The sequence below is a fragment of the Macrococcus sp. PK genome (assembly GCF_022501545.1).
Taxonomy (GTDB): domain Bacteria; phylum Bacillota; class Bacilli; order Staphylococcales; family Staphylococcaceae; genus Macrococcoides; species Macrococcoides epidermidis.
In genome coordinates, this window is record NZ_JAEPRF010000016.1 from 20477 (window position 1) to 46599 (window position 26123).

Annotated in this window: 26 protein-coding genes and 2 pseudogenes; 20 read left to right on the forward strand and 8 right to left on the reverse strand. The window is 33.3% G+C overall.

The window, feature by feature from the left end:
• Positions 1–104 precede the first annotated feature (104 nt).
• Positions 105–608 carry a hypothetical protein gene (locus tag JJJ02_RS10575; RefSeq protein ID WP_240838870.1) on the reverse strand — a complete coding sequence of 168 codons (504 nt, stop codon included), beginning with the start codon at positions 606–608 and terminating at the stop codon, positions 105–107.
• A gap of 13 nt (positions 609–621) precedes the next feature.
• Complete coding sequence (locus JJJ02_RS10580; protein ID WP_240838872.1) at positions 622–1302, reverse strand: SAR2788 family putative toxin; 681 nt, start codon at positions 1300–1302, stop codon at positions 622–624.
• Here JJJ02_RS10580 and JJJ02_RS10585 point away from each other — a divergent pair.
• The 7 genes and pseudogenes from JJJ02_RS10585 to JJJ02_RS10615 all read left to right on the forward strand — a co-directional run bounded on the left by JJJ02_RS10585 (position 1184) and on the right by JJJ02_RS10615 (position 8124).
• Positions 1184–1468 (forward strand): MepB family protein, encoded by a 285-nt coding sequence (locus JJJ02_RS10585; RefSeq protein WP_240838874.1) that lies wholly within the window; start codon positions 1184–1186, stop codon positions 1466–1468. The genes JJJ02_RS10580 and JJJ02_RS10585 overlap by 119 nt on opposite strands.
• Positions 1469–1577: 109 nt before the next feature.
• On the forward strand, positions 1578–2702 hold the full coding sequence (locus JJJ02_RS10590; RefSeq protein ID WP_240838876.1) for a TIGR04053 family radical SAM/SPASM domain-containing protein: 1125 nt from the start codon (positions 1578–1580) through the stop codon (positions 2700–2702).
• 86 nt (positions 2703–2788) lie between these two features.
• Positions 2789–2917, forward strand: a pseudogene (locus JJJ02_RS10595) (pyrimidine dimer DNA glycosylase/endonuclease V); the annotation flags it as partial.
• Positions 2910–2978 (forward strand): annotated as a pseudogene (locus JJJ02_RS10600) (branched-chain amino acid transport system II carrier protein); the annotation flags it as partial. The pseudogenes JJJ02_RS10595 and JJJ02_RS10600, both read left to right, overlap by 8 nt.
• 64 nt (positions 2979–3042) lie before the next feature.
• Positions 3043–5304, forward strand: a complete 2262-nt coding sequence (locus JJJ02_RS10605; protein ID WP_240838878.1) for an ATP-binding cassette domain-containing protein — start codon at positions 3043–3045, stop codon at positions 5302–5304.
• 174 nt (positions 5305–5478) lie between these two features.
• Entirely contained in the window at positions 5479–6630 is a 1152-nt protein-coding gene (locus JJJ02_RS10610) for a zinc-dependent alcohol dehydrogenase (RefSeq protein ID WP_111715968.1), read from the forward strand.
• Positions 6631–7305: 675 nt separating this feature from the next.
• Entirely contained in the window at positions 7306–8124 is an 819-nt protein-coding gene (locus JJJ02_RS10615) for a catalase family protein (protein ID WP_240838880.1), read from the forward strand.
• A gap of 117 nt (positions 8125–8241) precedes the next feature.
• On the opposite strand, the gene JJJ02_RS10620 is transcribed toward JJJ02_RS10615, so the two are convergent.
• Together JJJ02_RS10620 and JJJ02_RS10625 are read right to left on the reverse strand one after the other, a co-directional pair.
• Entirely contained in the window at positions 8242–8946 is a 705-nt protein-coding gene (locus JJJ02_RS10620; RefSeq protein WP_240838882.1) for a M15 family metallopeptidase, read from the reverse strand.
• A 46-nt stretch (positions 8947–8992) separates the two neighbouring features.
• A complete protein-coding gene (locus JJJ02_RS10625) occupies positions 8993–10426 on the reverse strand; it encodes a protein adenylyltransferase SelO (RefSeq protein ID WP_240838884.1) in 1434 nt (477 codons plus the stop codon).
• Between the two features lie 141 nt (positions 10427–10567).
• Here JJJ02_RS10625 and nagA point away from each other — a divergent pair, with 141 nt between their 5' ends.
• On the forward strand, positions 10568–11710 hold the full coding sequence (nagA, locus tag JJJ02_RS10630) for an N-acetylglucosamine-6-phosphate deacetylase (protein ID WP_240839034.1): 1143 nt from the start codon (positions 10568–10570) through the stop codon (positions 11708–11710).
• 161 nt (positions 11711–11871) lie between these two features.
• On the opposite strand, the gene JJJ02_RS10635 is transcribed toward nagA, so the two are convergent.
• Entirely contained in the window at positions 11872–12345 is a 474-nt protein-coding gene (locus JJJ02_RS10635; RefSeq protein WP_240838886.1) for a pyridoxamine 5'-phosphate oxidase family protein, read from the reverse strand.
• 182 nt (positions 12346–12527) lie between these two features.
• On the opposite strand from JJJ02_RS10635, the gene JJJ02_RS10640 reads away from it, so the two are divergent.
• The 3 genes from JJJ02_RS10640 to JJJ02_RS10650 all read left to right on the forward strand — a co-directional run bounded on the left by JJJ02_RS10640 (position 12528) and on the right by JJJ02_RS10650 (position 14591).
• Entirely contained in the window at positions 12528–13439 is a 912-nt protein-coding gene (locus JJJ02_RS10640) for a LysR family transcriptional regulator (protein WP_240838888.1), read from the forward strand.
• A 92-nt stretch (positions 13440–13531) separates the two neighbouring features.
• Positions 13532–13918 carry a CidA/LrgA family protein gene (locus JJJ02_RS10645; RefSeq protein ID WP_240838890.1) on the forward strand — a complete coding sequence of 129 codons (387 nt, stop codon included), beginning with the start codon at positions 13532–13534 and terminating at the stop codon, positions 13916–13918.
• Complete coding sequence (locus JJJ02_RS10650) at positions 13905–14591, forward strand: LrgB family protein (RefSeq protein ID WP_111715981.1); 687 nt, start codon at positions 13905–13907, stop codon at positions 14589–14591. Before JJJ02_RS10645 ends, JJJ02_RS10650 begins: the two co-directional genes overlap by 14 nt.
• A 58-nt stretch (positions 14592–14649) precedes the next feature.
• Here JJJ02_RS10650 and JJJ02_RS10655 read toward each other — a convergent pair whose 3' ends face one another.
• Complete coding sequence (locus JJJ02_RS10655) at positions 14650–15171, reverse strand: NADPH-dependent FMN reductase (RefSeq protein WP_111715983.1); 522 nt, start codon at positions 15169–15171, stop codon at positions 14650–14652.
• 187 nt (positions 15172–15358) lie between these two features.
• Here JJJ02_RS10655 and JJJ02_RS10660 point away from each other — a divergent pair, with 187 nt between their 5' ends.
• Positions 15359–16183 (forward strand): arylamine N-acetyltransferase family protein, encoded by an 825-nt coding sequence (locus JJJ02_RS10660; protein ID WP_240838892.1) that lies wholly within the window; start codon positions 15359–15361, stop codon positions 16181–16183.
• Between the two features lie 43 nt (positions 16184–16226).
• On the opposite strand, the gene JJJ02_RS10665 is transcribed toward JJJ02_RS10660, so the two are convergent.
• Positions 16227–17675, reverse strand: a complete 1449-nt coding sequence (locus JJJ02_RS10665) for a YhgE/Pip family protein (protein ID WP_240838894.1) — start codon at positions 17673–17675, stop codon at positions 16227–16229.
• A gap of 263 nt (positions 17676–17938) precedes the next feature.
• Between JJJ02_RS10665 and JJJ02_RS10670 the strand changes: the two genes are divergently transcribed.
• The 5 genes from JJJ02_RS10670 to JJJ02_RS10690 all read left to right on the forward strand — a co-directional run bounded on the left by JJJ02_RS10670 (position 17939) and on the right by JJJ02_RS10690 (position 22537).
• Positions 17939–19132: an NAD(P)/FAD-dependent oxidoreductase gene (locus JJJ02_RS10670; RefSeq protein WP_240838896.1), complete on the forward strand. Its 1194-nt coding sequence runs from the start codon at positions 17939–17941 to the stop codon at positions 19130–19132.
• Positions 19133–19260: 128 nt separating this feature from the next.
• Positions 19261–19917 (forward strand): helix-turn-helix domain-containing protein, encoded by a 657-nt coding sequence (locus JJJ02_RS10675; protein WP_133446963.1) that lies wholly within the window; start codon positions 19261–19263, stop codon positions 19915–19917.
• A gap of 123 nt (positions 19918–20040) precedes the next feature.
• Positions 20041–20481 carry a helix-turn-helix domain-containing protein gene (locus JJJ02_RS10680; RefSeq protein WP_240838898.1) on the forward strand — a complete coding sequence of 147 codons (441 nt, stop codon included), beginning with the start codon at positions 20041–20043 and terminating at the stop codon, positions 20479–20481.
• Between the two features lie 268 nt (positions 20482–20749).
• Positions 20750–21628: an SDR family oxidoreductase gene (locus tag JJJ02_RS10685; RefSeq protein WP_240838900.1), complete on the forward strand. Its 879-nt coding sequence runs from the start codon at positions 20750–20752 to the stop codon at positions 21626–21628.
• Between the two features lie 345 nt (positions 21629–21973).
• The gene (locus JJJ02_RS10690) at positions 21974–22537 is read left to right on the forward strand and encodes a TetR/AcrR family transcriptional regulator (protein WP_239242175.1); all 564 of its coding nucleotides are present in this window, start codon (positions 21974–21976) and stop codon (positions 22535–22537) included.
• 271 nt (positions 22538–22808) lie between these two features.
• Here JJJ02_RS10690 and JJJ02_RS10695 read toward each other — a convergent pair whose 3' ends face one another.
• Positions 22809–23237, reverse strand: a complete 429-nt coding sequence (locus tag JJJ02_RS10695; protein ID WP_239242174.1) for an organic hydroperoxide resistance protein — start codon at positions 23235–23237, stop codon at positions 22809–22811.
• Between the two features lie 125 nt (positions 23238–23362).
• On the opposite strand from JJJ02_RS10695, the gene JJJ02_RS10700 reads away from it, so the two are divergent.
• The 3 genes from JJJ02_RS10700 to JJJ02_RS10710 all read left to right on the forward strand — a co-directional run bounded on the left by JJJ02_RS10700 (position 23363) and on the right by JJJ02_RS10710 (position 26083).
• A complete protein-coding gene (locus JJJ02_RS10700) occupies positions 23363–23809 on the forward strand; it encodes a MarR family winged helix-turn-helix transcriptional regulator (protein WP_239242173.1) in 447 nt (148 codons plus the stop codon).
• Positions 23810–23876: 67 nt separating this feature from the next.
• On the forward strand, positions 23877–24227 hold the full coding sequence (locus JJJ02_RS10705; RefSeq protein ID WP_240838902.1) for a hypothetical protein: 351 nt from the start codon (positions 23877–23879) through the stop codon (positions 24225–24227).
• Positions 24228–24325: 98 nt separating this feature from the next.
• Entirely contained in the window at positions 24326–26083 is a 1758-nt protein-coding gene (locus JJJ02_RS10710) for an ABC transporter ATP-binding protein (protein ID WP_240838904.1), read from the forward strand.
• Positions 26084–26123 lie beyond the last annotated feature (40 nt).

Sequence of the window (26123 nt, forward strand, 5' to 3'; positions counted from 1 at the left end):
TCTTAACCGATACGCTGAGTCATATCATAAGTAATGAGCTTTATAACTATATAAGACAACAAAAAGACATTCCAAAACAAGTAGCTACTTTCTTTATTTTATTGTCACCTACTAATCCAAGTCCATAATACATTTGTCACGAATATTACTTTTTCTTTGTCTTTCTTTATGTAGTATAGTATATCAAATTTATCCTCTTCGTCTAAATTAACATAATCAGTAAAATTCATTTCCGTTACAGATACCTTACGTGTGAACTTCAAATTATATTTACTTTCAAGTTGTTTGATATAATTAGGAATTTTTTCTGATTGTTCTTGTATAAGGTTTAAATTTAATTCATTATTATCGTCACTAATAATTAAATGACTATTCAAAGCATTTATCTCATCAATGATATACATAAAAGCCGCAGATTCAGGAATAGAATCTTTAGTATTTTCAATCAGAAAATCAATAACTTGATATTCATAACCGCTTATATTTTCGTTAACATAATTTATTTGAGGGACATATAATTCTGCATATCCACTATATTCATTTAACTTTTCGTTATAATCATATAATGTCGATTTAAATTTCCTCTTAAGTCCTCTATTTTTCTTCATAAACTCTCACTTTCTATACTTTTATTCTTATACCCTTTACTGCCGGTTTAGTCATTTGTCCTGTCAAAGGATCCATAACTCCGATATGTACTCCATTAGAATTGTATACTTCTATTTCTTTGTGTCTATTGTCCCATTCGTAGTATCTCTTATTTTTTCCTGATCCGCTAGTCTTTCTACCATTTTTCGCACTTTTAAATTTTTTCCATACCGGACTATTTGATTTTGTTATAGCAAGTCTCGCTAGTCTTACAGCATCTTTCCCGTACTTTTTAATGGCTTGTTTAATACCATACCTAATAATATAACCTATTATTAGAGGGTTACTTGCATTAAATTCTTTTGCTGAATATATAATTTCTTCATTGTTATCTAAATTTTTAACTATAACTTCATAATCATCTTCTGATACGAAATTAACAATAGAGTATGAATATTTCTGAAAACTATTATCTCTATCATCTAATACTATATTACCTTCATTGTTTTCGATATCGTAGTTTAGTTCGAAACTTGTATCTTCAGATTCTCCAATAATATTTAGAGTTTCTGAATTTTTGTTTTCATGAATTTCTATGACTTTAGAAAGATTGTCGATTTCATCTTTACTTACACTTTCAACCTTTAAATTAGAAAAATCATATTCATTTTCTGCTGCACTTAATTCTAATTCTCCGAATATTCTAGATAACAATAATGAGGGACAGTTTGTTTTTTCTGTTAGCGTCTTAATTGAAAAAGGTATTATTCAGTCGGAAAAATCAAAGGGAAAATTGGCTTTTAGAGTCTATCCGCCATGGGTCAAAGATTTGAATAAAACTGCAGAAGTAGAGATGCATTGGCATCTCAATTTTTTTTAGCAGTTATATTTGTGACAAAAATCAGACTTTTTAAAAGTTGTATTTAAAATGCAACTTTAAAGTGTATAATCGATGTATAGATTCTGGATAAAAACATTGGGGTGAAAACATGATTGATTATAATGAAAAGCCGTTTATTGTAATATGGGAAGTAACGAGAGCCTGTGAATTACATTGCTTACATTGTCGTGCTGAAGCACAAGTGAATAGAAATCCATTTGAGTTATCAACTGAAGAAGGTAAAGCGTTAATTGACGATATTGCACAAATGGATGGTCCGATGCTTGTATTCACAGGTGGAGACCCATTGATGCGTGAAGATATATTTGAACTGAGTGAATATGCAGTACAAAAAGGTGTACGTGTATCGATGACACCAAGTGCAACGCCCAATGTAACAAAAGAGAACATGCAGCGTGCACGGGATGTAGGATTATCACGATGGGCATTTAGTATAGACGGTCATACTAAAGAGATTCATGATCACTTTAGAGGAACTGAAGGCAGTTTTGACTTAACGATGCAGGCGATTGATTATTTAAAGGAACTTAAGATGCCTTTACAAATCAATACGGTAATTAGTAGATATAATATAGATTATTTAGAAGAGATGGCGGAAATGGTAGAACAATTGGGTTGTGTGTTATGGAGTGTGTTCTTTTTAGTACCAACAGGTCGTGGTAAGACTGAAGATATGGTATCCCCGGAAGATCATGAACGCGTCTTCAGATTCTTGAATAAATTAAGAAAGACAGTGTCATTCGGTATAAAGACAACATCAGCCCAGCACTATCGACGTGTTGTATTGCAGGAACAGATACGTCAGATGAAGAAAGACGGTACATTTAATGCGATTAACTATGAAGATAGTTTAACAACGATGGATATTAATACGATTGATGGACTTGGACGTGCGCCAAAAGGTGTGAATGATGGTAATGGATTTGTATTTGTATCTCATTTAGGAAATGTTTATCCAAGTGGTTTATTACCAGTAAGCTGTGGTAATGTGAGACACCAACCTTTAAGTGATATTTATGTTAACTCAGCAATATTACAAGATTTAAGAACACCAGATAAGTTGAAAGGTAAATGTGGCATGTGTGAATTTCGTTATGTGTGTGGTGGGTCAAGAAGTCGCGCATATGCGGTTACAGGTGATTATATGGAATCTGAACCTTATTGTGTATATCAACCGAAAGCGTGGATTAGACATAAACGAAGTTTAAAATGAATTGAAATAGTCCTTATAGGGCTATTTTTTTATGAAAATTATGTAAATACGATATGATAAAGTAAATAAATTTAAGGAGTATTGTTTTGCAAATTTTTAGAGTTCATCCGAATCATGAAATAAGTGCGCAATATTTGGATAATAGGAGACTATCTAAGCAAGTACTGGAACTATGTCAGATTATTAGAGTATGTCTTGCAGAGATGAATGTTATTTAGATTATTCTTCGGGGCTGGAAACTTAATTTTCCCGATACACTTCGGACAAACAGCAGGTATTCATAAGTCATACTTCCAATTAATTAGGGTATATGATAGGTAAACTGTTATGGAGTGAGTCGATGAAACCGATTAAGATTATTGGAGCAAAACAGAATAATTTAAAAGATATATCTCTTGAGATACCGAAACATAAACTGACTGTTTTTACAGGACGCTCGGGTTCTGGGAAGTCTTCTCTAGTATTTAATACGATTGCTGCAGAGAGCGAGCGCCTATTAAATGAAACGTATAGTACTTATATACAAAATCAGCTTAATCATTATGATAAACCTGTTGTCGATCGTATTGAGAATTTGCCTGTATCAATGGTCATTGGACAAGATAGAATTGGTGGAAACTCAAGATCGACGGTAGGAACAATTTCAGATATCTATTCTGGTGTGAGATTGTTATGGTCACGTATTGGACAGCCATTTGTAGGATATTCTATGGATTTTTCTTTTAACAATACGAATGGCATGTGCAAAACGTGTGATGGGTTAGGTTATGTAGAAGATATTGATTTAAATGAATTATTACATTTCGATCGTTCACTAAATGAAGATGCAATCAAGTTCCCCTCTTTTGGGCCCAATACATGGCGTGGTAGACGTTATTTAAATACGGGATTATTTGACAATGATAAGAAATTGAAAGATTATTCTAAAGAAGAAATGGATACATTTTTATATCAAGAACCTATAAAATTAAAAAATCCACCATCAAACTGGCCAAAGACGGCTAAATATGAAGGACTAATTTATCGATTCAGAAGGTCGTTTCTAATTAACGATACATATGAAAAGAAGAAATTTATTAAAGATGTGAATCGTATCGTTACAAAACAGGTTTGCCCGGATTGTAAAGGTAAGCGTCTAAATGACAAAATATTAAGTTGTAAAATCAATGGTTTAAATATTGCTGAATTTTGTGAACTAACGGTAGATGATGAGATTAAGTTCTTGAATAAGATTGATGATGATAAAGCACAATATATTATTGAGCCTTTAGTTAAACAATTAGAAGCTTTAAAGCGTATTGGCTTAGGTTATTTGACATTAAGTCGAGAAACGACTACTTTATCAGGGGGAGAGTCTCAAAGAATCAAGTTAATCCGTCATTTAAATAGTCCACTTACGGATTTGGTTTATATTATTGATGAACCAAGTGTTGGTCTGCACCCTGAAGATATAGAAAATATTAATCAAATCATGCTTTCGATTCGTGATAAAGGTAATACCGTACTCGTTGTTGAGCATGATCCTGATGTCATTAAGATTGCTGATTATTGTGTTGATATAGGGCCAGGAAGTGGAAAGCATGGAGGAGAGATTATATTTACCGGGAAATATAATGAATTGCTCAAAGGTAGTAGCCCGACAGGTAAGGCACTATCTCAGCCACATGCTTTTAAATCAGAAGTAAGAGTGTCAAATGAAGATATAGAACTAAAAAATATTACGAAGAATAACTTGAAAGATGTATCAGTAAATATCCCTAAACATGTGTTAACTGCTGTAACAGGTGTTGCAGGATCGGGTAAGAGTACGTTAATACAAACAGGACTTCGCGCAAGAGAAGATGTGATTTATATCGATCAAAAACCTGTACATGCGACAAATCGTTCAAATTTACTGACTTATCTCGATGTTTTTGATGATATTAGAGCATACTATAGCAAAGAGACAGGACTTAACAAAGGAATGTTCAGTTATAATTCTGAAGGTGCTTGCCCAAATTGTAACGGTAAAGGTGTCATAAAAACGGAGCTAGCATTCATGTCAGACTTTGTTCAGCAATGCGAAGTATGCCACGGTAAACGTTATAGACCAGAAGTACTTGATGCTAAAGTTAAAGGGTATTCTATTGCAGACATGCTGGAGCTTTCTGTAGAAGAAGCAATCGATTTCTTTCCGATAGCAATTGTTAATCAAGTGTTGAAGAGTGTAAAGCGTACAGGGCTTGACTATATGACTTTAGGACAGTCATTAGATACCTTATCGGGTGGGGAAAGTCAGCGTGTGAAACTCAGCCGATACATTAATGAAGGTGTGACAGATAAGATATTTATCTTTGACGAACCTACAACGGGTTTACATGAAGCTGATATAGATAACTTAAAAAGCATCTTTGATTATTTGATTGATGAAGATAATACAGTGATTGTAATTGAACATAATTTAACGATGATGACTTATGCAGATTGGATGATAGACATTGGACCTCGTGCAGGATTAGCCGGAGGTAAAGTCCTATATAGTGGCGTGCCTAGTGAAATTGTTTATGAAGAAAAATCATTAACAGGTAAGCATTTGATGAGATTTGTTAATCAAAACAATTAAAAATATTGCACATAAACAGATGCTTATATACAAAAAACAGTTTTTCACTATGTTTTCTGAATGTCACTGCAAGGAGTGTAGAGATGGTTCCAAACACTGCTAGTAGATGTTTATTACTCCAAGTACGGGGTATTAATTTCGTATGTAACACAATATAAAAGGGGAGTGTTGTATATGAAGGCAGTAACATTTCAAGGTAAGAAGAAAATGAAAATGAAAAAAGTTCCAGATCCAAAGATAATTGAGCCAACTGATGCAATTATTAAGATTACCGCTTCGGGTATATGTGGGTCGGATTTACATTTATATCATCAAGGCGATATGTTTATGGATAAAGATTTTGTTATCGGGCATGAACCGATGGGAATTGTTGAAGAAGTCGGTAAAGACGTTAAAAAACTAAAAAAAGGTGATCGTGTAGTCATTCCGTTTAATATAGGTTGTGGTGACTGTTTCTACTGTAATAATCAAATGGAATCGCAATGTGATCAATCTAATGAAGAACCTGCCAACTGGAAGATGGATAACGGTGCATTATTTGGTTTTGGGAAGATGCACGGCAATTTCTGGGGTGGACAAGCAGAATATTTAAGAGTTCCTCATGCTGATTTTTCTTCTTTTGTAGTCCCGGATAGTGATTTAAAAGATGAACAAGTATTATTTTTATCTGATGTAGTACCTACTGCATATTGGAGTGTTGAACATGCAGGTGTGAAAGCAGGAGATACTGTTATTGTATTAGGATGTGGTCCTATTGGATTAATGGCACAAAAATTTGCAAAGCTAAAAGGTGCTGATCGTGTTATAGCAATAGATAATGTCGAACATAGACTAGAGCATGCCAAAAAATATAATGGTGCGGAAGTTTATAATTTTGATAAAGAAAAAGAAATAGGAAAGTTATTAAAAGAACAAACAAGCGGTGGTGCAGATGTGGTTATCGATTGTGTTGGATTTGATGGCGCACAATCAAGCCCAGAACCAAAACTTTCAAAAAAATCTCAACAAAGAGGAACAATTAGTCCGATTATTACTGCTGCAGAATCAGTTCGTAAATTTGGTACGATTCAACTGACAGGAATTTATGGTACACCAGCTGATAACTTTCCACTTGATTTAATATTTAATAGGAATGTTCGTTTAACTACTGGGCAGGCACCAGTTATTCACTTAATGCCTAAATTATATGAAATGATTAAAGATGAAGTATTTGATCCAACTGAAATTATCACGCATACTTTCCCACTAGAAAAAGCGGATGAAGCTTATAAAGTTTTCGATAAAAAGCGTGATAATAATATTAAGGTTGTATTTAAGCCAGAATAATTATTTAAGGATAAGTTAGGAGAGCAATACATTGCTCAAAAGCGTTAAATCTGAAAAGATATAAAACTGATTTGGCTATATATTTGAGACTGGTCTGGCGGTTTTTATTGACGAGATTATTTTTTATTAGTTTTTGTAGTGGGAACACTGTTATGATGAGATGACAAAAGAAATCTGTTCAGCATCTGATGGTGTATTATTAACTGCGATGTGTGGCTTTGTTGTAATGCCATGTTTATTTTTACATACCGACGCATAAAGAAAGTAGTCAGATATACTAGCAATTCTGGATAGGCAATGCAGTAATAGGCATAGGTACTTTTCAGATTTATGATGGAATTATTAATTTAAAAAGGTCTGGTGCATAAGTAAGTAAACCTTCGATTTACCATAGCTAAGCGAAATTCGAAAAAAATTTTCGGGTTTCGCTTTTTATATATACATACATAAAAAATATTAACCATAGGAGAGATGGTTATGAACTGGAAAGAAAATTTCATGAAATCTATTAATAGGTATTGGATAATGTTTTGTATCAAATTATTTTATCTGATGATTTGAGACGATAGACGAATCAAATATGTATATTTTATTTGTTTCAGCATTTTACATATAATACCAAATGATGTAAAGACCTCTTTTTTAGGGTAATTAAAAACTAAAGGAGGAGATTTTATGAAAGATAAAGCACTTTATATCATCCAGACCATCGAAAGGTTAGCGAAAACTTCAAAAGGTGGTAAGCGTGCGCATACGAAAGGATTTAATTATTCTGGAGAAGTTAAACTGAATGTTGAAGGACAAAAGGTTTTAGGTCAGTATCACAATGCTCGTGTTAGATTATCGGATGCTTTAACAACTAAAAATCATATTACAAAGTTAGTTCCACTAAAAGGTATGGCGATTCGTTTCGAAGGGTCTAATCCCTTCGATTTAGTATTAGTGACATTTCCTTATTTTCCGTGGACTAAGGCCGACTCAATATACAAGATTGCACAATATAGCAATGCAATTCATGATGAAGATAACGTAGGTGTTAAGCTTAATTTATTCAGACATTTAATGAAGATTGAAGGATTCAATAAAGATTTGAAGAAATTTATCTTCAATCAACCAATACTGCCAACGTTTAAAGAGAAAACGTATTACAATCTACATTACTTTAAAACGAATGAGGGTAAATTTGTAAGATTTAGAACAACGTTAAAAGGTGAAACGATTATTTTACAAGTAGAGATTCACCAACAACCCCATCCTATCTCTGAATTACCGAATGATTATCAGTTGGTTGAAATAGGTACTATTCAAATTAGAGAAGCGGTTAAAGAAAATATTGAGGTCTTTGATTTATTTCAAACGGGTTCTAACTTAACTCCGTTAGCTGATGATGAGATAATTCAATTAAGATCAGAACTTTATACAATTTCACATCAGAGAAGGATTGCAGAAGGTATTGATTATGATAATGTTATACCTTTAGAGAAGCTGGATTAAGAAACAGTCGATTTGAATGTGTTATTTATTGCAAAAAGTGAAATGCGATATTTAATCGTATTTCACTTTTTTAATATGAGAGAATTAGTATATATATAATTAAGTAAGAGCAGAACATTAGTATTTACAAATCACACCACGTACTGTGTGTTTGCCGGAAGATAGACGTTTCTTCCCCTGAATACCGAAATACTCTTCTAATGTTACGTTATTATATTTGATACGTGCTGCATGTGTACGTCCTACATATCGAATATGCCAAGGTTCATACATAAATCCTGTGATTTGTTCTTTACCTTTTAGATATCGGATGATAAATCCGTATTTATGAGCATTTTTCTGAAGATATTTTGACGCAGCAGTATATTCAAATGATGTCGATAATGTACCATAATTCGTGCCATCTTTAATATCCATGGCAAGCCCCAATTGATGTTCACTTGTACCAGGTCTTGCTGAAATACGGTTTGCATAAGCTTGTCCGTAAGATGCGACATAACTATTATAAAGATATTGCTGTGTTGCATACGATCTATAGCCATATGCTCCAGTTTGACCAACGATTTCAAGATTGATACCTTGCTTTCTAGCATCTGCTTTCATCTTGTTGTACCACTTAATCATCATTTTATTGGCACCTGGATTATATTTTCGAGACATATAGTATTGTTTATTCGCTATAGGTATACCATTGATTTTAGATATTGTATTATTACTGACATGAATAGAACAACTTTTATGGTTAGCTGCATGTGTCTCATGTAATGGGAATGTTGTGGCGACAATTAAACCAACCAGGCTCAATTTAGCAAATGCATTCATATGAAGTCTCCTTATAATATGTTCTTGTTATATTATACTATGCTTTTTATGTCCCGCAATACGTCTGATATACTCTGTCAGTTGGAGGGGCTGGACTTAAATACTGTGCGTCATGATGATCATCAAAAGGATGACTTAATGCTTCAAGTAATTGATGTAACTTCGTATAATCCTGAGCAAGTGTAGCATCACTCAGTGCTTCTTCTACGAGATGATTTCTTGGGATTACTGCAGGATTGACGGATTGCATTAAACTAAATGCATCGGTTGTTTCATCTTGTTGAATAATATCTTCCCATCGTTTATACCAGGCTTGTACATCATCGTGTTTAAAGTATACTTCTTCTTTAAATGTGTGAGTCGCTAAACTTCTGAAAGTCTTCGTAAAGTCGAGTTCATATTTCTCTAATAATGCAAGTAAATCAATCACGAGTTGGAAGTCTTGTTGTTGAATGTTCTCAATGCCAATCTTTTGACCAAAGCGTTTCATATAATGAGAAACATATAAATCCTGAAACGTACCAAGTGCAGTTTCTGCATATTGTATTGCTAGTGCATCATCATCATCAATTAATGGAATAAGCGTTTCAGCAAAGCGTGTTAAGTTCCAAAGTGCGATACTCGGCTGATTATCGTAAGCATACCTACCATATTGATCGATTGAGCTAAATACAGTCGATGGATGATACGTATCCATAAAAGCACAAGGACCATAATCAATTGTTTCACCACTAATCGTCATATTATCTGTGTTCATTACACCATGGATAAATCCAATCGATTGCCATTGTGCGATAAGAGAAGCTTGCTTTTCAATCACTATGTTAAGTAAAGAAAGATATGGGTTATGATTGTGCTTTATTTCTGGATAATGACGTGATATTGCGTAATCTGCTAATTGTTTAATATTATTTTTATTCTCAGTGCGTACTGCATATTCAAATGTGCCGACGCGTAAATTACTTTGAGCAATGCGAACAAGTACAGCACCTGGTAAAGATGTTTCACGGTAAACATTGTCTCCGCTGAGGGACGCTGCAAGACTTCTTGTAGTAGGAATATTTAATTGATACATCGCTTCACTAATAATATATTCTCTAAGCATCGGACCAATAGCAGCGCGACCATCGCCTGAACGAGAAAAGATTGTACGACCAGAACCTTTTAACTGTATATCATAACGCTTGTTGTCTTCTGTCAAATGTTCACCAAGCACATGTGCACGTCCATCTCCAAGCATTGTGAAATGACCAAATTGATGTCCGGCATATGCATGTGCAGCAGGTAGACTTCCGGGCAGTATCTCTTTTCCTGATAAATATTCAGGATGATCTTGAATGGATACATCTATATTAAGTTGCTCCGCTAATTTTGTATTAAATATAACAACTTCAGGTTGAGCGGGTTTGTCGGGCTGACTAATTTCATAAAAGTCATCAGATAACTTTAAATAAGAGTTGTCGAAACGAAGATTAAACATGTGAACCTCCTTGAAAGGATATTGTAGTTTCATCTTAACATTAAGACGGACAAAATGATGATATTTTAAATTAATGATAAAATAATGATGGATAAGATATTACTGATATTTTCTTATAAAGTCTAACAAGAAAGAGATGATCTGATGCGTTACGTGATTAAAAGTAAAAACATATTTACTGAAGAAGGTATAGTTGATGGTTATATTGTTATTAATAATAAAAAGATAGAAGCCATTCAAACGGGTTTATATTCTGGAGAAGACAGTGTATGTGATTATCATGATGCTTATATAATGCCAGGATTTATAGATATTCATATTCACGGTGGATATGGTGAAGATGCTATGGATGCATCATTTGAGGGACTAAAGCATTTATCGAAATCTTTGCTGAGCGAGGGCACAACATCATTTCTTCCCACAACAATGACACAATCGAATGACAATATTATTCAAGCACTTCAAAATATAAAAAATGTGCACAATGATGAATATGAAGGTGCAGAAATATTAGGAGTACATTTAGAAGGTCCGTTTATTTCTGAGGAGAAAATTGGTGCACAAAATCCTAAATACGTTCAGCAGCCAAATGTAGAACAACTCAAAACATTCCAGGAACAGTCAGGAGATTTAATAAAGATTATTACATTTGCACCTGAAAAAGAGGGTGCAAAAGAAATGATTGAAAGTTTCCCTGAGATTATATTCTCAATTGGGCATTCTGCTGCAACTTATGAACAGGCGGAACAAGCAGTAGCTAACGGTGCACGACACATTACACATCTTTATAATGGCAGTTCAGGTTTCCAGCACCGTGAACCTGGTGTAGTAGGAATGGCGCTTACTAATGATAATATTCATACGGAATTAATAGTAGATGGATTGCATGCACATCCGGCAAGTGTAAAACTTGCTATAACAGCAAAAGGTAATGAGAAATTTTATTTAATTACAGATGCAATGAGAGCGAAAGGAAAACCAGATGGTGTTTATGATTTAGGGGGCCAGGCAGTAACTGTGAAAGATGGAGAAGCCAGAATAAGTTCTGGCGCACTTGCAGGTAGTGTATTAAAGATGAATCATGGTCTTAAGCAATTATTAGAATATAGTGGGAAAGATTTAAGCGAACTTTGGCGAGTGACAAGTCTAAATCAGGCGGTTGCTTTAAAGATAGATGATAGTAAGGGTTCAATTAAAGAGGGAAAAGATGCGGATATTGTTATACTAGATGAGAATTTTGAAGTTATATCGACGATCAAGTCAGGTAAACGATATGAATTTTAATTATGAATTAAATTATAAATCTTGTGATAGAAGGGAATGTAAAATAAACTGCGAAGTAGAGGTGTACGCACGCTACTCACATAGTCTATTTTACATTCCCTAAAATTGGTGTTTTTATTATTATAGAGACCAATTTATGACTCGGCCACTTTCTTTATATTTTATAACTCTATAGATTTATTGATTGAAGTATCGCTACCAGTATCGTTAGAAACTAATGATTTAATACCTTCTACAACAGTTTTAACTTTATCATCTGTTGCCCAGTATTCAGCTGAATCTGGAACAACTTTAATAAGCACTACATTTGGATCATCATATGATGTACTTAAGAATAGTTCGATACCTTTACTCCAGTATTCTTTTTTCTTCGCATCATCATTTATAATTTCAGCATGTCCTGCAATGGATACATAACCTTTTTTCGTAAATGCTAAATTCACACGGTTATCTTTTTTTATTTCTTCAGTTTTTTCTGTAAGTGTTGATAAGAACCATATGTTACCTTTATCATCTACATCTTGATAACTCATCGGTCTAGATACTAATTTATCTTGGTGGATTGTTGTTAACATTGCAATATCGTTCTTCTCGATTAACTCAAATAACTTATCATAAGATTGCTTGCTGCTCATACTTAATCCCTCCATATTATTGATATTATTATAATACCCATCTTAATGGGAAATTATTCATATATATATAAATTTATTGACTATAATGATATATACTTGAATGTAATAGACGGTATTTATTAAAGTGTTATGCCCAAGTATTCGGAGCAATAATGGTAGAATAACTGAAGATATTATATTGTATGCTGAAAAAAGGTGATGATCATATGGATATTAAGCAGTTAAAATACTTTGTAGAGATTGTACAACACAAAAGCATGACAGAGGCCGCTGATCAATTATATATGTCACAATCTACATTGAGTAAGGCGGTTAGAGATTTAGAAAAGGAATTTAATACTTCATTATTCACTCGTCAAAACAGACGTCTTATACTTACAGACGAAGGAAAGTTACTATATGATCAATCTTTAGAATTGATTCGGTTATACAATCAATTACCGGATGAATTACATCAAAAAGACGGTAATGAAACCGGGCATATTCGTTTTGGATTATCTACGATTGCAGATGCTAATAAATTCATGAATACTTTTCAAGCTTATCATGATAGATATCCGAAGATTACTTATCAACTGACACAGGGCGGTGGAAAGTCAATTGAGCAGAAAATATTGAGTAATCAATTGGATCTTGGTATAACATCACTTCCGGTTGATACAAATAATTTTGATTACTTACCGATTTATAAAGAACATTTCTATATTGTTTTATTAAAGAATCACGTGTTATGCAGTAAAAATGTTATTAAATTAAACGATTTAAAGGAAGAATCGTTTATTATGTTTGATGAAGCTTACTATATCAATGATTTAATTCAGACAGTATGCAGACAACAGGGGTTTGTACCGAAAGTCATCGCTAAGATAACGCAATGGAATATTATAGAGTATTTAATTACATCGAATATAGGTGTAACGATATTACCGGAAAATATTGCTAAGACACTCAATAAAAACCCTAAAATAACAATTGTACCGATTGAAAAAGAGATACTTTCATGGGAAATCGGTGTAATCTGGAAAAAGAACGTTTACTTAAATCAAGTATCTAGAAAATGGATTGATTATATGACGATTCATTTAAATCAATGATACATGAAATTTTTTCATATAATCTATCGATAATTGCTATTTTTATCGATAGATTTTTTGTATTACAATAATATAGCTGGGGGGCGAAATGAATGGCGAAAAAAATCATGATTACGCTATTTCAATTACTATTGATTATTTTAATTACGAGTGTGGGCAACTTCCTGCAACAATTTCTGCATCTACCGATTGCAGGTAGTATTATCGGTCTTGTATTATTTTACATCTTACTTATGACTGGCGTGGTAAAGGAAACCTGGATTAAATCAGGTGCCAATTTATTTTTGACGACAATGATATTCTTCTTTCTGCCTTCTATTGTAGGAGTAAAGAATATTATAGGCCAAATGGATAGTAACTTTGTAATTTTCTTTTTATTGATCGCATTTGGTACTGTCACTGTTGCCTACTTATCAGGTTATATTGCAGAGAAATCTATCAATCGTATAAAAGGTCGTGTACAAGATGTTAGTCATTAAAACAATTAGCATGATTATTATTACAATAGTTTTCTTTATCATCGCCAAGATGATACAAAAAAAGTGGCATTCGCCTTTACTGAATCCCGCAATTATAGCAGGTATTGGTATAATCGTGATTCTACAACTATTTCATATCAGCTATAACACGTATATGTTGGGTGGGCAATGGATTAACTACTTATTAGGCTGTACAGTAGTGAGTTTGGCTTATCCTTTGTATTTACATACCGATAAAATAATAAAATATGCACCGACGATTTTTTTGAGTGTATTTTCAGCGATTATCCTTAACTTTTTACTTATATTTAGTACGTTAAAAATCTTAGGATATGCTAAAGAAGATATCGCTACTTTACTTCCGCGATCAGTTACGGCAGCAGTGGGATTGCAAATTTCTAAACAAATTGGTGGAGATGATACCATTACGATATTGTTTATATTGGCGACAGGGATAATTGGCAGTATTTTAGGTTCCTATCTCCTCGAGAAATCAAACTTTCAATCAAGTATCGCTAAAGGAATGTCTTTCGGGAATGCATCTCATGCTTTTGGAACTGCAAGAGCTTTAGAAATTGATAACGAATCAGGTGCATTTAGTTCTGTCGCAATGATACTTTCAGCGATATTAAGTTCATTTTTATTACCTATATTTTTAATGTTTTTATATTGAAAAGAGACCTTTTATTGATATTAAAAGGTCTCTTGTTTTATGAGTGAATAATCTGATTTTATGGTTTACTATTAATGTTTTGTATGAAAGTCTTTACCTGTTCGTTGATAGCTTCATCCTGGAACCATCCATCTTCTCGTTGACGACGTTTATTGTAACTAATAAGTAATTGCCATTCATCCTTCAGCTCTGCACCCATAATACTTAAGTGTCTATTCAGTGCTTCAACTGCATGCTTACCAATAGGTGAATGAATAACAAATGCGACTGGTTTTTGCATGAGCGTAGCTTCTGATAACATCCATTCTAATGCATTTTTAAGAATAGCAGGAACGCCCCCCATATATTCAGGGCTGACAATGATCAAAAAATCAGCTGCTTTAATTTTATTTCTCATTTGATTAACGATTTCATAGCGCTCCTGAAACTCAGTTTGAGGGTTAAATAACGGTAATTCTTTTACTTCATAAATGACATCAAATGAATGACCTAATATAGTAAGTTCGCTACCAATTTTCTCGAGTACTTTTAAATTGGTTGAATTTGGATAAGGATTTCCGCTAATGCCAACAATTTTCATGGGTTTATCTCCTATATTTTTTATTTATTGTATTGAAATAGTATTGTAAAACAACCTTTTTATCAAGCAATCAACACTTTTAATATTACAATCGATACTTTACTGATATAATCAACAAAGTTGAAACGGACACTTCTCTCATATATAATTTGCTCATATTATATTATTAGAGATTAAGGAGAAAAACATGGCTGTATTACCAACACATAAAGAAGCTTTATCAAATAAACAAGAAGAAAAGATAGATAACTATATAGAATTTCATAATAAAGAAGCAGATAAAAATATAACAGCAGAGTATCTCGATGAATTAATATCAAAATATATGTTAAAAATTCCGTTTGAGAACATTAACGTTCAAAATAAACAGGAAATCAATTTAACACTCGATGGACTTTACGATAAAATCATCTCAAATCATCGAGGTGGTTACTGTTATGAAATGAATACATTCTTCAGACATTACTTGCAGAAAAAAGATTTCGTTGCCTTTAATACATCAGCAACGATTGTTACACCAAAAGGAAGAAGTCGTGAAGGTTCCCATATGACAACTATCGTAGAAATCGATCATATAAGCTATATTGCTGATGTTGGATTCGGAGATTTACCGATGAAAGCTATTCCAATTGGTACTCACGAACATTTTGAGACTGTTACGGATATTAATGGAACATTCCGTGCCATTCAGATAAACAATCAAATTTTCGTACAAAAGCTTGTTGACGGGGAATACAAAACGAAATATGAAGCAAGTATTCATGCGCAGGAGTTACAGGATTTTAAAGACAATATAGAATATAATCAATACAATCCGGAATCTATTTTTGTTAAGCAGTTGTTAATTACAATGCCAAATCCTGATGGACGTAAAACCATGACGCATCGTCAAATGACAATAACAGATCACGGGGAAAAAACAACAACTCCCGTGAATAAAGATAATTATCGTAAGCTTTTGGAAGAAAACTTTGGGTTAAATATAGATATTAAACGAATTGATGAACAGTAAAAAATGCCTCGGTTGCGATTGCAACCGAGGCGTTATTTCATTATTAATCTAAATCTCTCGTATTTAGTCGTATATTTTTAAGATTTAAACGGCCTAAATAAGCGAAGTAAAGCAAGAAACCAGCAACGATTCCAATTATAGCGATAATTGTGATAGCTGTATTAATCGGAATATTGCCTTCAAAATCGAATATTGATTCTCTTAATGCTTTAATAACATAAGTCATCGGTGAATATGTGTGTAATGTCTGGAAGAATTTATTAGTTAACTGTATCGGGAAAGTCCCTTCACTTGAACCAAGCTGTAAGATTAATAAAATAATCGCCAGGAATTTTCCGATGTTGCCGAATGCTGCTACCAAAAATGATACGATCAGTACTGCAGCAATAGACCAAACGATTAAAGTAAGTGTGAAGTATCCACGATTGGCAATTTCAATATCTATTACGTACTGTGTAAATAAAGATAAGAATAAACCTTGTAACAAGCCGTGTATTAACATTAAGCCAAGTTTGTTCAGCCACCAGTTAACAGCGCTCTTTGATTCCCCTACGCGTTTATCGACTGGATAAATTGTAACAAATGCTATGGCCCCGACATATAGACTTAAACTTAGTACATAAGGTGCGAAACTTTGTCCATAGTTTTCTACCTTTGTGACATTATGTTCAACTGTAGTGACTGGATCACTAATGGTCATTGCATTATCTTTGTTAAAAGATAAATTGTCGGTTTGCTTTAATGATTTATCGATATTTTTAGTGATTTGATTTGTATTTTCAGCGAGTTTATTTAATCCATCAGTGATTTGACTTGAACCGGTGATGAGTTGATTAAACTGCTCATTTTGTAATTGAGGTAATGCAGTTTGGGTTTTAGCAAGACCACTATCAACTTGTTTAGAACCATTTGCTAAATCAAGCTCAGCTTTTTCCATCTTCTTTAAACCACTAGAAAGCTCTTGAGATTGACCACGCATATCTTTAATTGAACCAAATATTTTCTTTAAATAAAGTTCACGTAAAGATAATGAAATGTTATCTTTAACCGCTTGAATACTCTTGTAACCAATACTTTGTCCGGAATAGCTATAACCTGGGTTAGTTTGAACGTGCATTTCCATATGTTTAGGATTTGGATTGAGCATTGTAGAAGCATCATCTGAGAAGTTTTTAGGAAACTCGATGACAGCAAAGTAATCTCCTTTTTCAATGCCATTTTTAGCTTTTTTTGAATCGATGAATTCCCATTTGAAATCATCATTTTCTTTGAGTTTCTCGATTACTCGGTTCCCAAGATTCTCTTCTTTGCCTTGAATCTTAGCGCCTTCGTCATTATTAACGATTGCAATGGGAAGATCTTGTGTCTGACCGTAAGGATCCCACATAGAGTAGATAAATACGGCACTATAAATAATGGGCAAGAATAAAATAACGATAAGCGATAAAAATAAGACAGGATGTTTCTTTAAAGCCTGAAAGTCTTTGAACATGTTTGTTTACTCCTTTTAATTATATTAGTAAAATAAAAAAGATATTTATAGACAATAATAATGTTGGTTTCTAAATACATTTTACTAGTATAGTATATGTAAAATTACAACACAAGTTATTTGTACTATATAAAACATAAAATTTATCTTTTACATATAGATAAGCTTATTAAAATTAGGCGATGCCATAACTTAAGATTATTCAAAATTGAAATGGGTATGATGAAAATAATATATATATAATTAAAAACGGGGGGCTAGTTATGCATAACGGAAAATTATATTGGCCGGAAACTTACGTAAAGAAAAAATATTTGGATGAAACTGAATCGCATTATGATGTAGTGATTGTTGGTGGTGGAATGAGTGGAGCATTGACAGCTTTTAGAGTAGCACAGGCAGGACATCATACATTACTCATTGATAAAGGTGAAATAGGGAGCGCGAGCAGTGCAGCCAACACTGGGTTAATGCAATATATGAGTGATAAATTGTTGTATGAATGTGTAAAAGACTTTGGAGCGCTTGAAGCCTATCACTTTTATAAAGCAAGTAAAGAAGGCCTGGAGGATATCGAAGCGATTTCGAAATTATTAGACGCGCGCGTAAATTTCATTAAACGTGACAGTCTATTTATCGCTTCTACTAAGCGTGATAAAAAAATCATTAAAGATGAATACGAGGCGTTGAAACACTTTGATTTCCCTGTAGATTACGTCGATCCAGAGCAACTTGAAGAAGCATATGGCATCAAAAAATATAATGCACTTATTACGCATGAAGATGCTGAAATAAATCCGTATGTATTTGTAAATGAAGTCGTGAAATACGCACATAGTAACTTCCATTTAGATGTCCTTGAAAATACGGAACTAGTGAAATATGAGAAGAATAATGATCAAATTCTTTGTCATATAAAAGATAGAATTATTACTGCAGATAAATTAATCATGACAACAGGATATGCGAAAAATAAAATAACGAAACGTTATATTCATCGTGAAAAATTTGTCGCGAGTTATGCAGTTGTGACGCAGCCGATTGAAGAAAATCAATTCTGGAAAGATAAAGCGATGATTTGGGAATCTGCAAGACCATACTTATACATAAGACATGTCCCGGGAAATAGAGTGTTAATCGGTGGTCTGGATGAAAAGACAGATAAGATACCGAACGAAAAACATATTCAAAAGCAAGGCAAACGTTTAATTAAAGCATTTAATAAACTGTATCCGGACATTGAATTAGAAGTAGCTTATGCTTACGGTGCAAGATTTGGTGAAACGAAGGATGGGAAACCATTTATCGGGAAGATAGAAGAAGATGCTGAAGTATATGGATTATATGGATATGGTGGTAATGGAACAGTTTACTCATCATTTGGTAGCAAACTACTGCTGGATATGATCGAAGGGAAGTACAATCCGTTATCGGAGATTTTTAAGTTAAAGCGATAATTAATAGATAGATAGTTAATAAATAAGCATTCTACACATCGTAGAATGCTTATTTTTATGGTTTCTACATTTGAGAGGTAGCTTCAGTGTATAGTAAAAGTAATAATGATTTCGAGGAGGACAACTAAATGGAAATCAATAAAGCGATAAAAGAAAATCGTATATTAAAAAATTTAACACAAAAAGACCTTGGAGATATATTAAATGTTTCTGATAAAACAATATCAAGTTGGGAAACAGGACGAACTTATCCTGATGTTTCTATGATAATAAAATTAGCAGAAACGTTTGATTTATCTCTAGACACATTTTTAAAAGGAGACGATGAGATGATTAAAAAAATTGATAAAGATTTACGGTTTAAGAATATTTATAAATACCTTCTCCTATTCATTGGATTGTCGATTATTACTTTGACCCTCTTTTTATATATTTATCAGGATAGAAATGCGATGGTTGATAGATTCAATCCATTAATGGAGTATAAAATAGGATATGCCGTATTACCCAAGGAAGTTACTTATAACGATGGAAAGAAATATAATTCAACTAGAAAAAAGAAACAATATCCAGATCAATATAAAAATATTGTTGTATTAGACTCACCATTTGGGGACACTTCTGTTTTAGATTTTTATGGTGGGAAACCTCCAGAAGGAAGAAATTACGCAATAGTAAAACATAAAGGTCAATATGTAGAAAAAATGGCTTTTATAAAATGGGAAGCAATACCGGAGTTATATCGACAAAATATGGAGAAAGATTTTATAGGCATTCCATATTAACTATTCCCAGGGAAATAAGGACTATAAATCATTTTATAGTTCTTATTTTGTTGTATTATAAAGATATTAGATGGCGAGCATTAGCTTTGGCAAGTTATGGTGAATGGGAAGGAGCTGTTGGATATGGATGTTGGAAATCAAATAAGAAAATATAGAAAAGGAATGGATTATTCTCAAGCAGATTTGGCAGAGAAGATTTATGTTTCAAATCAGACAATATCAAACTGGGAAAATGAGAGAAGTTATCCTGACCTACATAATTTGATTGCACTCAGTGTTCTATTCAACGTTTCTTTAGACGAACTTGTTAAAGGAGATGTAGATGAAATGAGAAATGTAATTGATAAGAGTAGTATGAGTAAGTATTCGTGGTTGATGTTAATCTTTATGATATTAGGTTCACTTTCTATTGGACCAGTACAGAAGTATTTAGGAGATTGGGGTTTAGTTATAACATTTGGGTTACTGCTCGTAGGAGTTAACTATGCTTTTAAAATTGAAAAATTAAAAGCTAAATACAATGTAAAAACCATTGAAAGACAATCTTTGGATTGTCTTTTTTGAGTTTACAATAAAATCAGCCACTATTATAAAAGATAAAATAAGTCTAACTTTAATAACAGTAAATAGACTTTAAGTATTACCGTAAAGCCAGCTATTATTCTTGGGTTAAATGTATTTTGAAATGACGAAAGTAAAAAAACTGCTTACATGTTTGTTAAAGATAAAATAGAAATTCAAATATTATGTAAGATATATAAGATAAGTTCAACTATTAATTTCTCATATTCGGGGTATATATACAATATAAATTTTAAAGGAGGAATTACAAATGAGTAACAATCCATTAAATAAGCATTTTAACGAAAAATATGAAGAGCAGCCACAGGAATATCCTGGTATTCAAAGTAAGATGACACCTGTTCCTGATTGTGGTGAAGAGAGTTATAAAGGTGCTGAGAAGTTAGTTGGTAAGAAAGCGCTAGTTACAGGCGGAGATTCTGGTATAGGTCGTGCTGCTGCTATTAGTTATGCTAAAGAGGGCGCAGATGTTGCAGTTAACTATCATCCGGATGAACAGTCTGATGCTGAAGAGGTTAAACAAGTTATCGAAGCAGCTGGTCAGAAGTGTGTATTAATTCCTGGTGATCTTCGTGATAAGCAATTTGCTAAAGATATGGTAGATAAAGCTCACGAAGCGCTTGGTGGGTTAGATATATTAGTATTGAACGCTGGTATGCAGCAATATGAATATGATATTGAAAACTTAGATGAAGCGCAATTACGTGACACTTTTGAAGTGAACGTGTTCTCTGGTGTCTTCTCAATTCAAGCTGCATTGAAATATTTACAACCTGGTGCAAGTATTATTTTGACAAGTTCTATCCAGGGTGTAAAACCAAGTCCACATTTATTAGACTATGCAATGACGAAGAGCTGTAATATTTCATTGACGAAAGCATTAGCAGCACAACTTGGCCCTAAAGGTATCCGTGTCAACGCTGTAGCACCTGGTCCAGTTTGGACACCACTTCAAATTTGTGGTGGACAACCGCAAGAGAAAATTCCTGAATTTGGTAAGAAAGAACCGTTACAACGTGCTGGTCAACCTGTAGAACTTGCTGATGTATACGTGTTACTTGCGAGTGATAATGCAAGCTTTATTACAGGTCAAGTGTATGGTGTAACTGGTGGTTCTCCAATTAATTAATATATTTATTAAATTTATTAAAATTAACGACTTATTTGCATATAGATATGAAAAGACATGCCAGCCGGCATGTCTTTTCATTATGGTTTTTATTGTTGTGTTTACTATTTCGTTTGTGAATTCGGTAAAGTCAATGCCTTGATTCAATCATAAATAAAATTAATGCTGTATTGAATAATCGTCTTGTAGAATATTTAGACGTTAAGTAAGCTGAAATTGGAATCATAATACCATTAATGAGCATAAATATTGTCGTCAACCTTTCGCTTGTAAACGGACACTATTCTCATTTATAATAATCACATCAGTAATATTTGTCAATAAAATGATTTTTGGAGGTGACGTATGAAGCAACGAAGTGATGCCATACATAATAAAAAACGTATACTAGAAACAGCAAATCGTTTATTTAGTGCAAATAGCGTCAGTGAAGTGGCGATGAAGCAAATTGCTACGGATTGTGGTATTGGACAGGGCACTTTATATCGACATTTCAGTAGTAAAGCAGAGATTTGCCAAGCTTTAATGGATGAAGCGATAGAGGAGATGTTTGTAGAGATTAAACAGATTCAACAAACGCAGTTATCAGATTCTGAAAAGGTGAAGGAAATCCTTCATTCATTTGTTACATTTATAAGTGATAATCGAGAGAAGTTAGAGGAAATGAAAACTGAAGGCAGTAAGCGTAAAGTTATGATGGACTTACATTTCTATCCGCAACTTAAAGCTGCTTTATTAAATTTAGTTGAAGCATTGAATATTGTAAAAGATGCAGATTTCCATACAGATATTATGCTAAATTCATTTTCGAAAGACGTATTTGAACACCATTGTATTGAAAAAAACGTTCAACCTAAAACATTTGCAGATAGAATTCACTACATATTTATTGAAAGATTAATGGAATAATTTAAATACGAATCTAATAATAATAACGGAAAAAGATGATAGACTTTAAAAAAACAGCACTTGTATTAATCGATTTACAAAAAGGAATATTAGTATAGATATAATCAATACTTTATTACAGATATGGTGAGCGCACCTAGAGCGGATTTACATCAATTCCCAATAGATAATGTATTTCCAGTGATAGGTCAAACGATGACAACAGAAGCATTTTTAGATTTAGTGAAGTAACAAAAAAGACGTCTACGTAAGTGTAGGCGTCTTTCATCTATTAGTCAGTAGTTACTGATAATTCAATATTAATGCTTTCTTTTAAAGCTTTTGAGTAAGGACAGAAATTGTGTGCTTTTTCTACGAATGATTCAGCAGTCGCTTGATCTAAACCTTCAATGCGGACTTCTAATTCAGCAGCTAACTTAAAGCCACCATCAGATTCATCTGAAACTAACTTTGCAGTACCTCTTACTTCAGGGTCAATATCAGTATGACCAGCTTTTTTTAATAGTAATGTTAATGCACTGTTAAAGCATGCTGCATAACCTGCTGCAAATAATTGTTCAGGGTTTGACTCAGTCGTACCTTTACCACCTAATTCTTTTGGTGATTCGATATCTAAATAAAAAGTGTTATCTTCACTGAACACTTTACCGTTGCGACCACCTTTACTAATCACTGTAGTTTCATATAATACTTTATCCATTTTAAAAACTCCTTCTTGAATTATTAATCGTGCGCGATTGATAAATATAATATTAAACTTTATAATCTTTGAGGTCAAATGATATACTTACTAAAATAAAATATCGTGAACGATTGGAGAAAAACATGAATACTCAGGAGAATAATTTATCAAAACAATTATGCTTTTCATACTATAATGTGAATAGATTGTTTAATCAGTTTTATAAATCGTCATTAAAATCATTTAATCTGACTTATACACAATACTTAGCATTAGTCAGTTTATGGGAGAAGCCGAGTCAAACTTTAAATGAATTAGGAAAAGAGCTGGATCTTGCAAGCAATACATTAACGCCACTACTTAAACGTTTAGAAGATAAGGGGTATGTGATGAGATTACGTCCTGAGAAAGATAAACGCCAATTGATCGTGCAGTTAACTGAAGAAGGGCGTATGTTACAAAAGAAAGTTGAAAGCCATCTGTTAACATGTTTCTCAACGATTGAAGGTTTGACTGAAGAGAGAGCAAGTGAATTGATAGCAGAGAACAATCGATTGATAGAGGCAATTCAAAAGAGTAATCTTAAGTGAATATCTTAAAGAGATGAGATATTATAAGGTGATATAATGAGTATAAATATGATGAGGAGGTCTGGTTATGTTAAAAGAACAGCTGGATGACGTATTTTTAAAAAACGACGAAGGTTATTTTGATGAAGATAAAGTCAGTGCGAAATTTTATAGCATTATTAAACAATTATCTGGAGAAGAAGCATATGAATTAATCGATGAAGCGATTAATTATTTATTGCAATCAACAGATACTGAAGTTATTGCGTATATGCTGGAATTTATCTCAAGCCTATATGGTATTGCCGGAACAAACGAACTGACAGATTTACATGAAATGAAAGTTTCTGTCATTGATCGTCAAGTAGAAATCTATGGTAATCAGTTTACGCATAATGTATTAAATAATTTAAAACGAGAATTAGGCACTGCGACGTAAAGGGTCGTTCATATGTTATCTGTATGGAAAATATGTATATAGTAATCTTCTAATTATAAAATTAGAAATGTCAGTGTAGATATTATAAGGAGGACATAATGGATCAACTATATAAAAAACAAAGTTCCTCTAATAAAAACTTTAAAACAAAAGATTTTATAAAGTTTGTAACAAAGATGAATCCTAAAAAGAGAGTATTTATGATAGGTATGTTTTTTACGCTATTAACGAGTGGTGCAGCACTTATCGTACCTCAGCTTACAAAGAATTTAGTTGATGGTAGCAGATTAACTCAGATGAATATGTCATTGCTTTTTACTTTGATTCTGGCATTTGTTGCTCAGCTTGGATTTGGAGCTTTAGGGAGCTATTTGTTGCGTTTCAGTGGAGAGCATACTGTAAAGTCATTACGTGAACAACTGTGGGATCACCTGCTTACATTGCCGGTTAAGTATTATGATGATCATAAATCAGGAGAAACGAGTTCAAGATTAGTCAATGATACGACAGTCATTAAAGAATTGATGACTTCTCATTTTCCGAATTTTATTTCCGGGGGAATTCAGTTGATTGGCTCGATGATTATTTTATTCATTATGGACTGGAAGATGGCAGGATTAATGTTCCTAGCCGTACCTGTCATTGGTTTAATTATGGTACCAATTGGGCGAATGATGTCTAAAATAGGTCGACAGTTACAAACTGCGACTGCTGCATTTAATGCTGATGCCAGCGAGAAATTATCAGAAATTCGTTTAATTAAATCGAGCAATGGTGAAGAATATGAGAAACAATCTGGAAGAAATCTCATTATGAACGTATTTAAGTTAGGGATTAAAGATGCGAAGATTGAAGCGGTCTTACAACCGATTATGATGACAGCAATGATTGGATTATTCGTAGTAGTATTAGGATACGGTGCAGTACGTGTACAAGATGGTAGTTTAACAAGTGGCCAGTTTGTAGCGTTCTTGCTTTATTTATTTAATATAATGATGCCCGTTGGTAGTTTTGCGACATTCTTCTCTCAATTACAAAAAGCAATGGGTGCGACAGAACGCGTTGTCCAATTAATGAATATGCCCTCAGAAGCGATTGATAAAGGGAAGACAAAAGATGTTTCAGGTGAAACAATCTTGTTTAAAGATGTATCATTCCAATACGAGGAAGATCGTCCAATCTTGAAAAATGTTTCGTTTGAAGCGAAAGAAAATACCGTCGTGGCGTTCGTAGGACCCAGTGGTGGTGGGAAATCAACAATTTTCTCATTACTAGAACGTTTCTATCATCCGAGTAATGGTGAGATTAAGATTGGTAACACCAATATTAATGATGTACAACTGCATTCATGGCGCAGTCAAATAGGATTTGTGTCTCAAGACAGTGCAGTGTTTGCAGGTACAATTCGAGAAAATTTACAGTATGGATTAGATAGAAATTTATCAGATGATGAGTTATGGAACGGCTTATCTTTAGCTTATGCAGCATCATTTGTTAAAGATTTCTCGGAACAATTAGATACTGAAATTGGTGAACGTGGTGTCAAATTATCTGGCGGACAGAAACAAAGAATTGCGATTGCACGTGCTTTCTTGCGTGACCCACAAATCTTAATGCTCGATGAAGCAACAGCATCACTTGACTCACAATCAGAAGAACAAGTTCAGCGCGCATTAAATCAATTGATGGAAGGACGCACTACACTCGTTATTGCGCACCGTTTATCTACTATTGTCGATGCAGATAATATTTATTTTGTTGAAAAAGGAATGATTACAGGATCTGGCACGCATCAGGAATTAATTGCAACACACGCATTATATCGAGATTATGTGAAAGAGCAGATTGTGAGTTAATGATTTAGATGATGTTATAATCTAGTAGAAAATAAGTACG

Coding starts and splice junctions, on each gene's coding strand:
- JJJ02_RS10575 (WP_240838870.1), bottom strand. CDS start 608: ATGAAGAAAAATAGAGGACTTAAGAGGAAATTTAAATCGACATTATAT.
- JJJ02_RS10585 (WP_240838874.1), top strand. CDS start 1,184: ATGACTTTAGAAAGATTGTCGATTTCATCTTTACTTACACTTTCAACC.
- JJJ02_RS10590 (WP_240838876.1), top strand. CDS start 1,578: ATGATTGATTATAATGAAAAGCCGTTTATTGTAATATGGGAAGTAACG.
- JJJ02_RS10605 (WP_240838878.1), top strand. CDS start 3,043: ATGAAACCGATTAAGATTATTGGAGCAAAACAGAATAATTTAAAAGAT.
- JJJ02_RS10610 (WP_111715968.1), top strand. CDS start 5,479: ATGAAGGCAGTAACATTTCAAGGTAAGAAGAAAATGAAAATGAAAAAA.
- JJJ02_RS10615 (WP_240838880.1), top strand. CDS start 7,306: ATGAAAGATAAAGCACTTTATATCATCCAGACCATCGAAAGGTTAGCG.
- JJJ02_RS10620 (WP_240838882.1), bottom strand. CDS start 8,946: ATGAATGCATTTGCTAAATTGAGCCTGGTTGGTTTAATTGTCGCCACA.
- JJJ02_RS10625 (WP_240838884.1), bottom strand. CDS start 10,426: ATGTTTAATCTTCGTTTCGACAACTCTTATTTAAAGTTATCTGATGAC.
- JJJ02_RS10635 (WP_240838886.1), bottom strand. CDS start 12,345: ATGAGCAGCAAGCAATCTTATGATAAGTTATTTGAGTTAATCGAGAAG.
- JJJ02_RS10640 (WP_240838888.1), top strand. CDS start 12,528: ATGCTGAAAAAAGGTGATGATCATATGGATATTAAGCAGTTAAAATAC.
- JJJ02_RS10645 (WP_240838890.1), top strand. CDS start 13,532: ATGGCGAAAAAAATCATGATTACGCTATTTCAATTACTATTGATTATT.
- JJJ02_RS10650 (WP_111715981.1), top strand. CDS start 13,905: ATGTTAGTCATTAAAACAATTAGCATGATTATTATTACAATAGTTTTC.
- JJJ02_RS10655 (WP_111715983.1), bottom strand. CDS start 15,171: ATGAAAATTGTTGGCATTAGCGGAAATCCTTATCCAAATTCAACCAAT.
- JJJ02_RS10660 (WP_240838892.1), top strand. CDS start 15,359: ATGGCTGTATTACCAACACATAAAGAAGCTTTATCAAATAAACAAGAA.
- JJJ02_RS10665 (WP_240838894.1), bottom strand. CDS start 17,675: ATGTTCAAAGACTTTCAGGCTTTAAAGAAACATCCTGTCTTATTTTTA.
- JJJ02_RS10670 (WP_240838896.1), top strand. CDS start 17,939: ATGCATAACGGAAAATTATATTGGCCGGAAACTTACGTAAAGAAAAAA.
- JJJ02_RS10675 (WP_133446963.1), top strand. CDS start 19,261: ATGGAAATCAATAAAGCGATAAAAGAAAATCGTATATTAAAAAATTTA.
- JJJ02_RS10680 (WP_240838898.1), top strand. CDS start 20,041: ATGGATGTTGGAAATCAAATAAGAAAATATAGAAAAGGAATGGATTAT.
- JJJ02_RS10685 (WP_240838900.1), top strand. CDS start 20,750: ATGAGTAACAATCCATTAAATAAGCATTTTAACGAAAAATATGAAGAG.
- JJJ02_RS10690 (WP_239242175.1), top strand. CDS start 21,974: ATGAAGCAACGAAGTGATGCCATACATAATAAAAAACGTATACTAGAA.
- JJJ02_RS10695 (WP_239242174.1), bottom strand. CDS start 23,237: ATGGATAAAGTATTATATGAAACTACAGTGATTAGTAAAGGTGGTCGC.
- JJJ02_RS10700 (WP_239242173.1), top strand. CDS start 23,363: ATGAATACTCAGGAGAATAATTTATCAAAACAATTATGCTTTTCATAC.
- JJJ02_RS10705 (WP_240838902.1), top strand. CDS start 23,877: ATGTTAAAAGAACAGCTGGATGACGTATTTTTAAAAAACGACGAAGGT.
- JJJ02_RS10710 (WP_240838904.1), top strand. CDS start 24,326: ATGGATCAACTATATAAAAAACAAAGTTCCTCTAATAAAAACTTTAAA.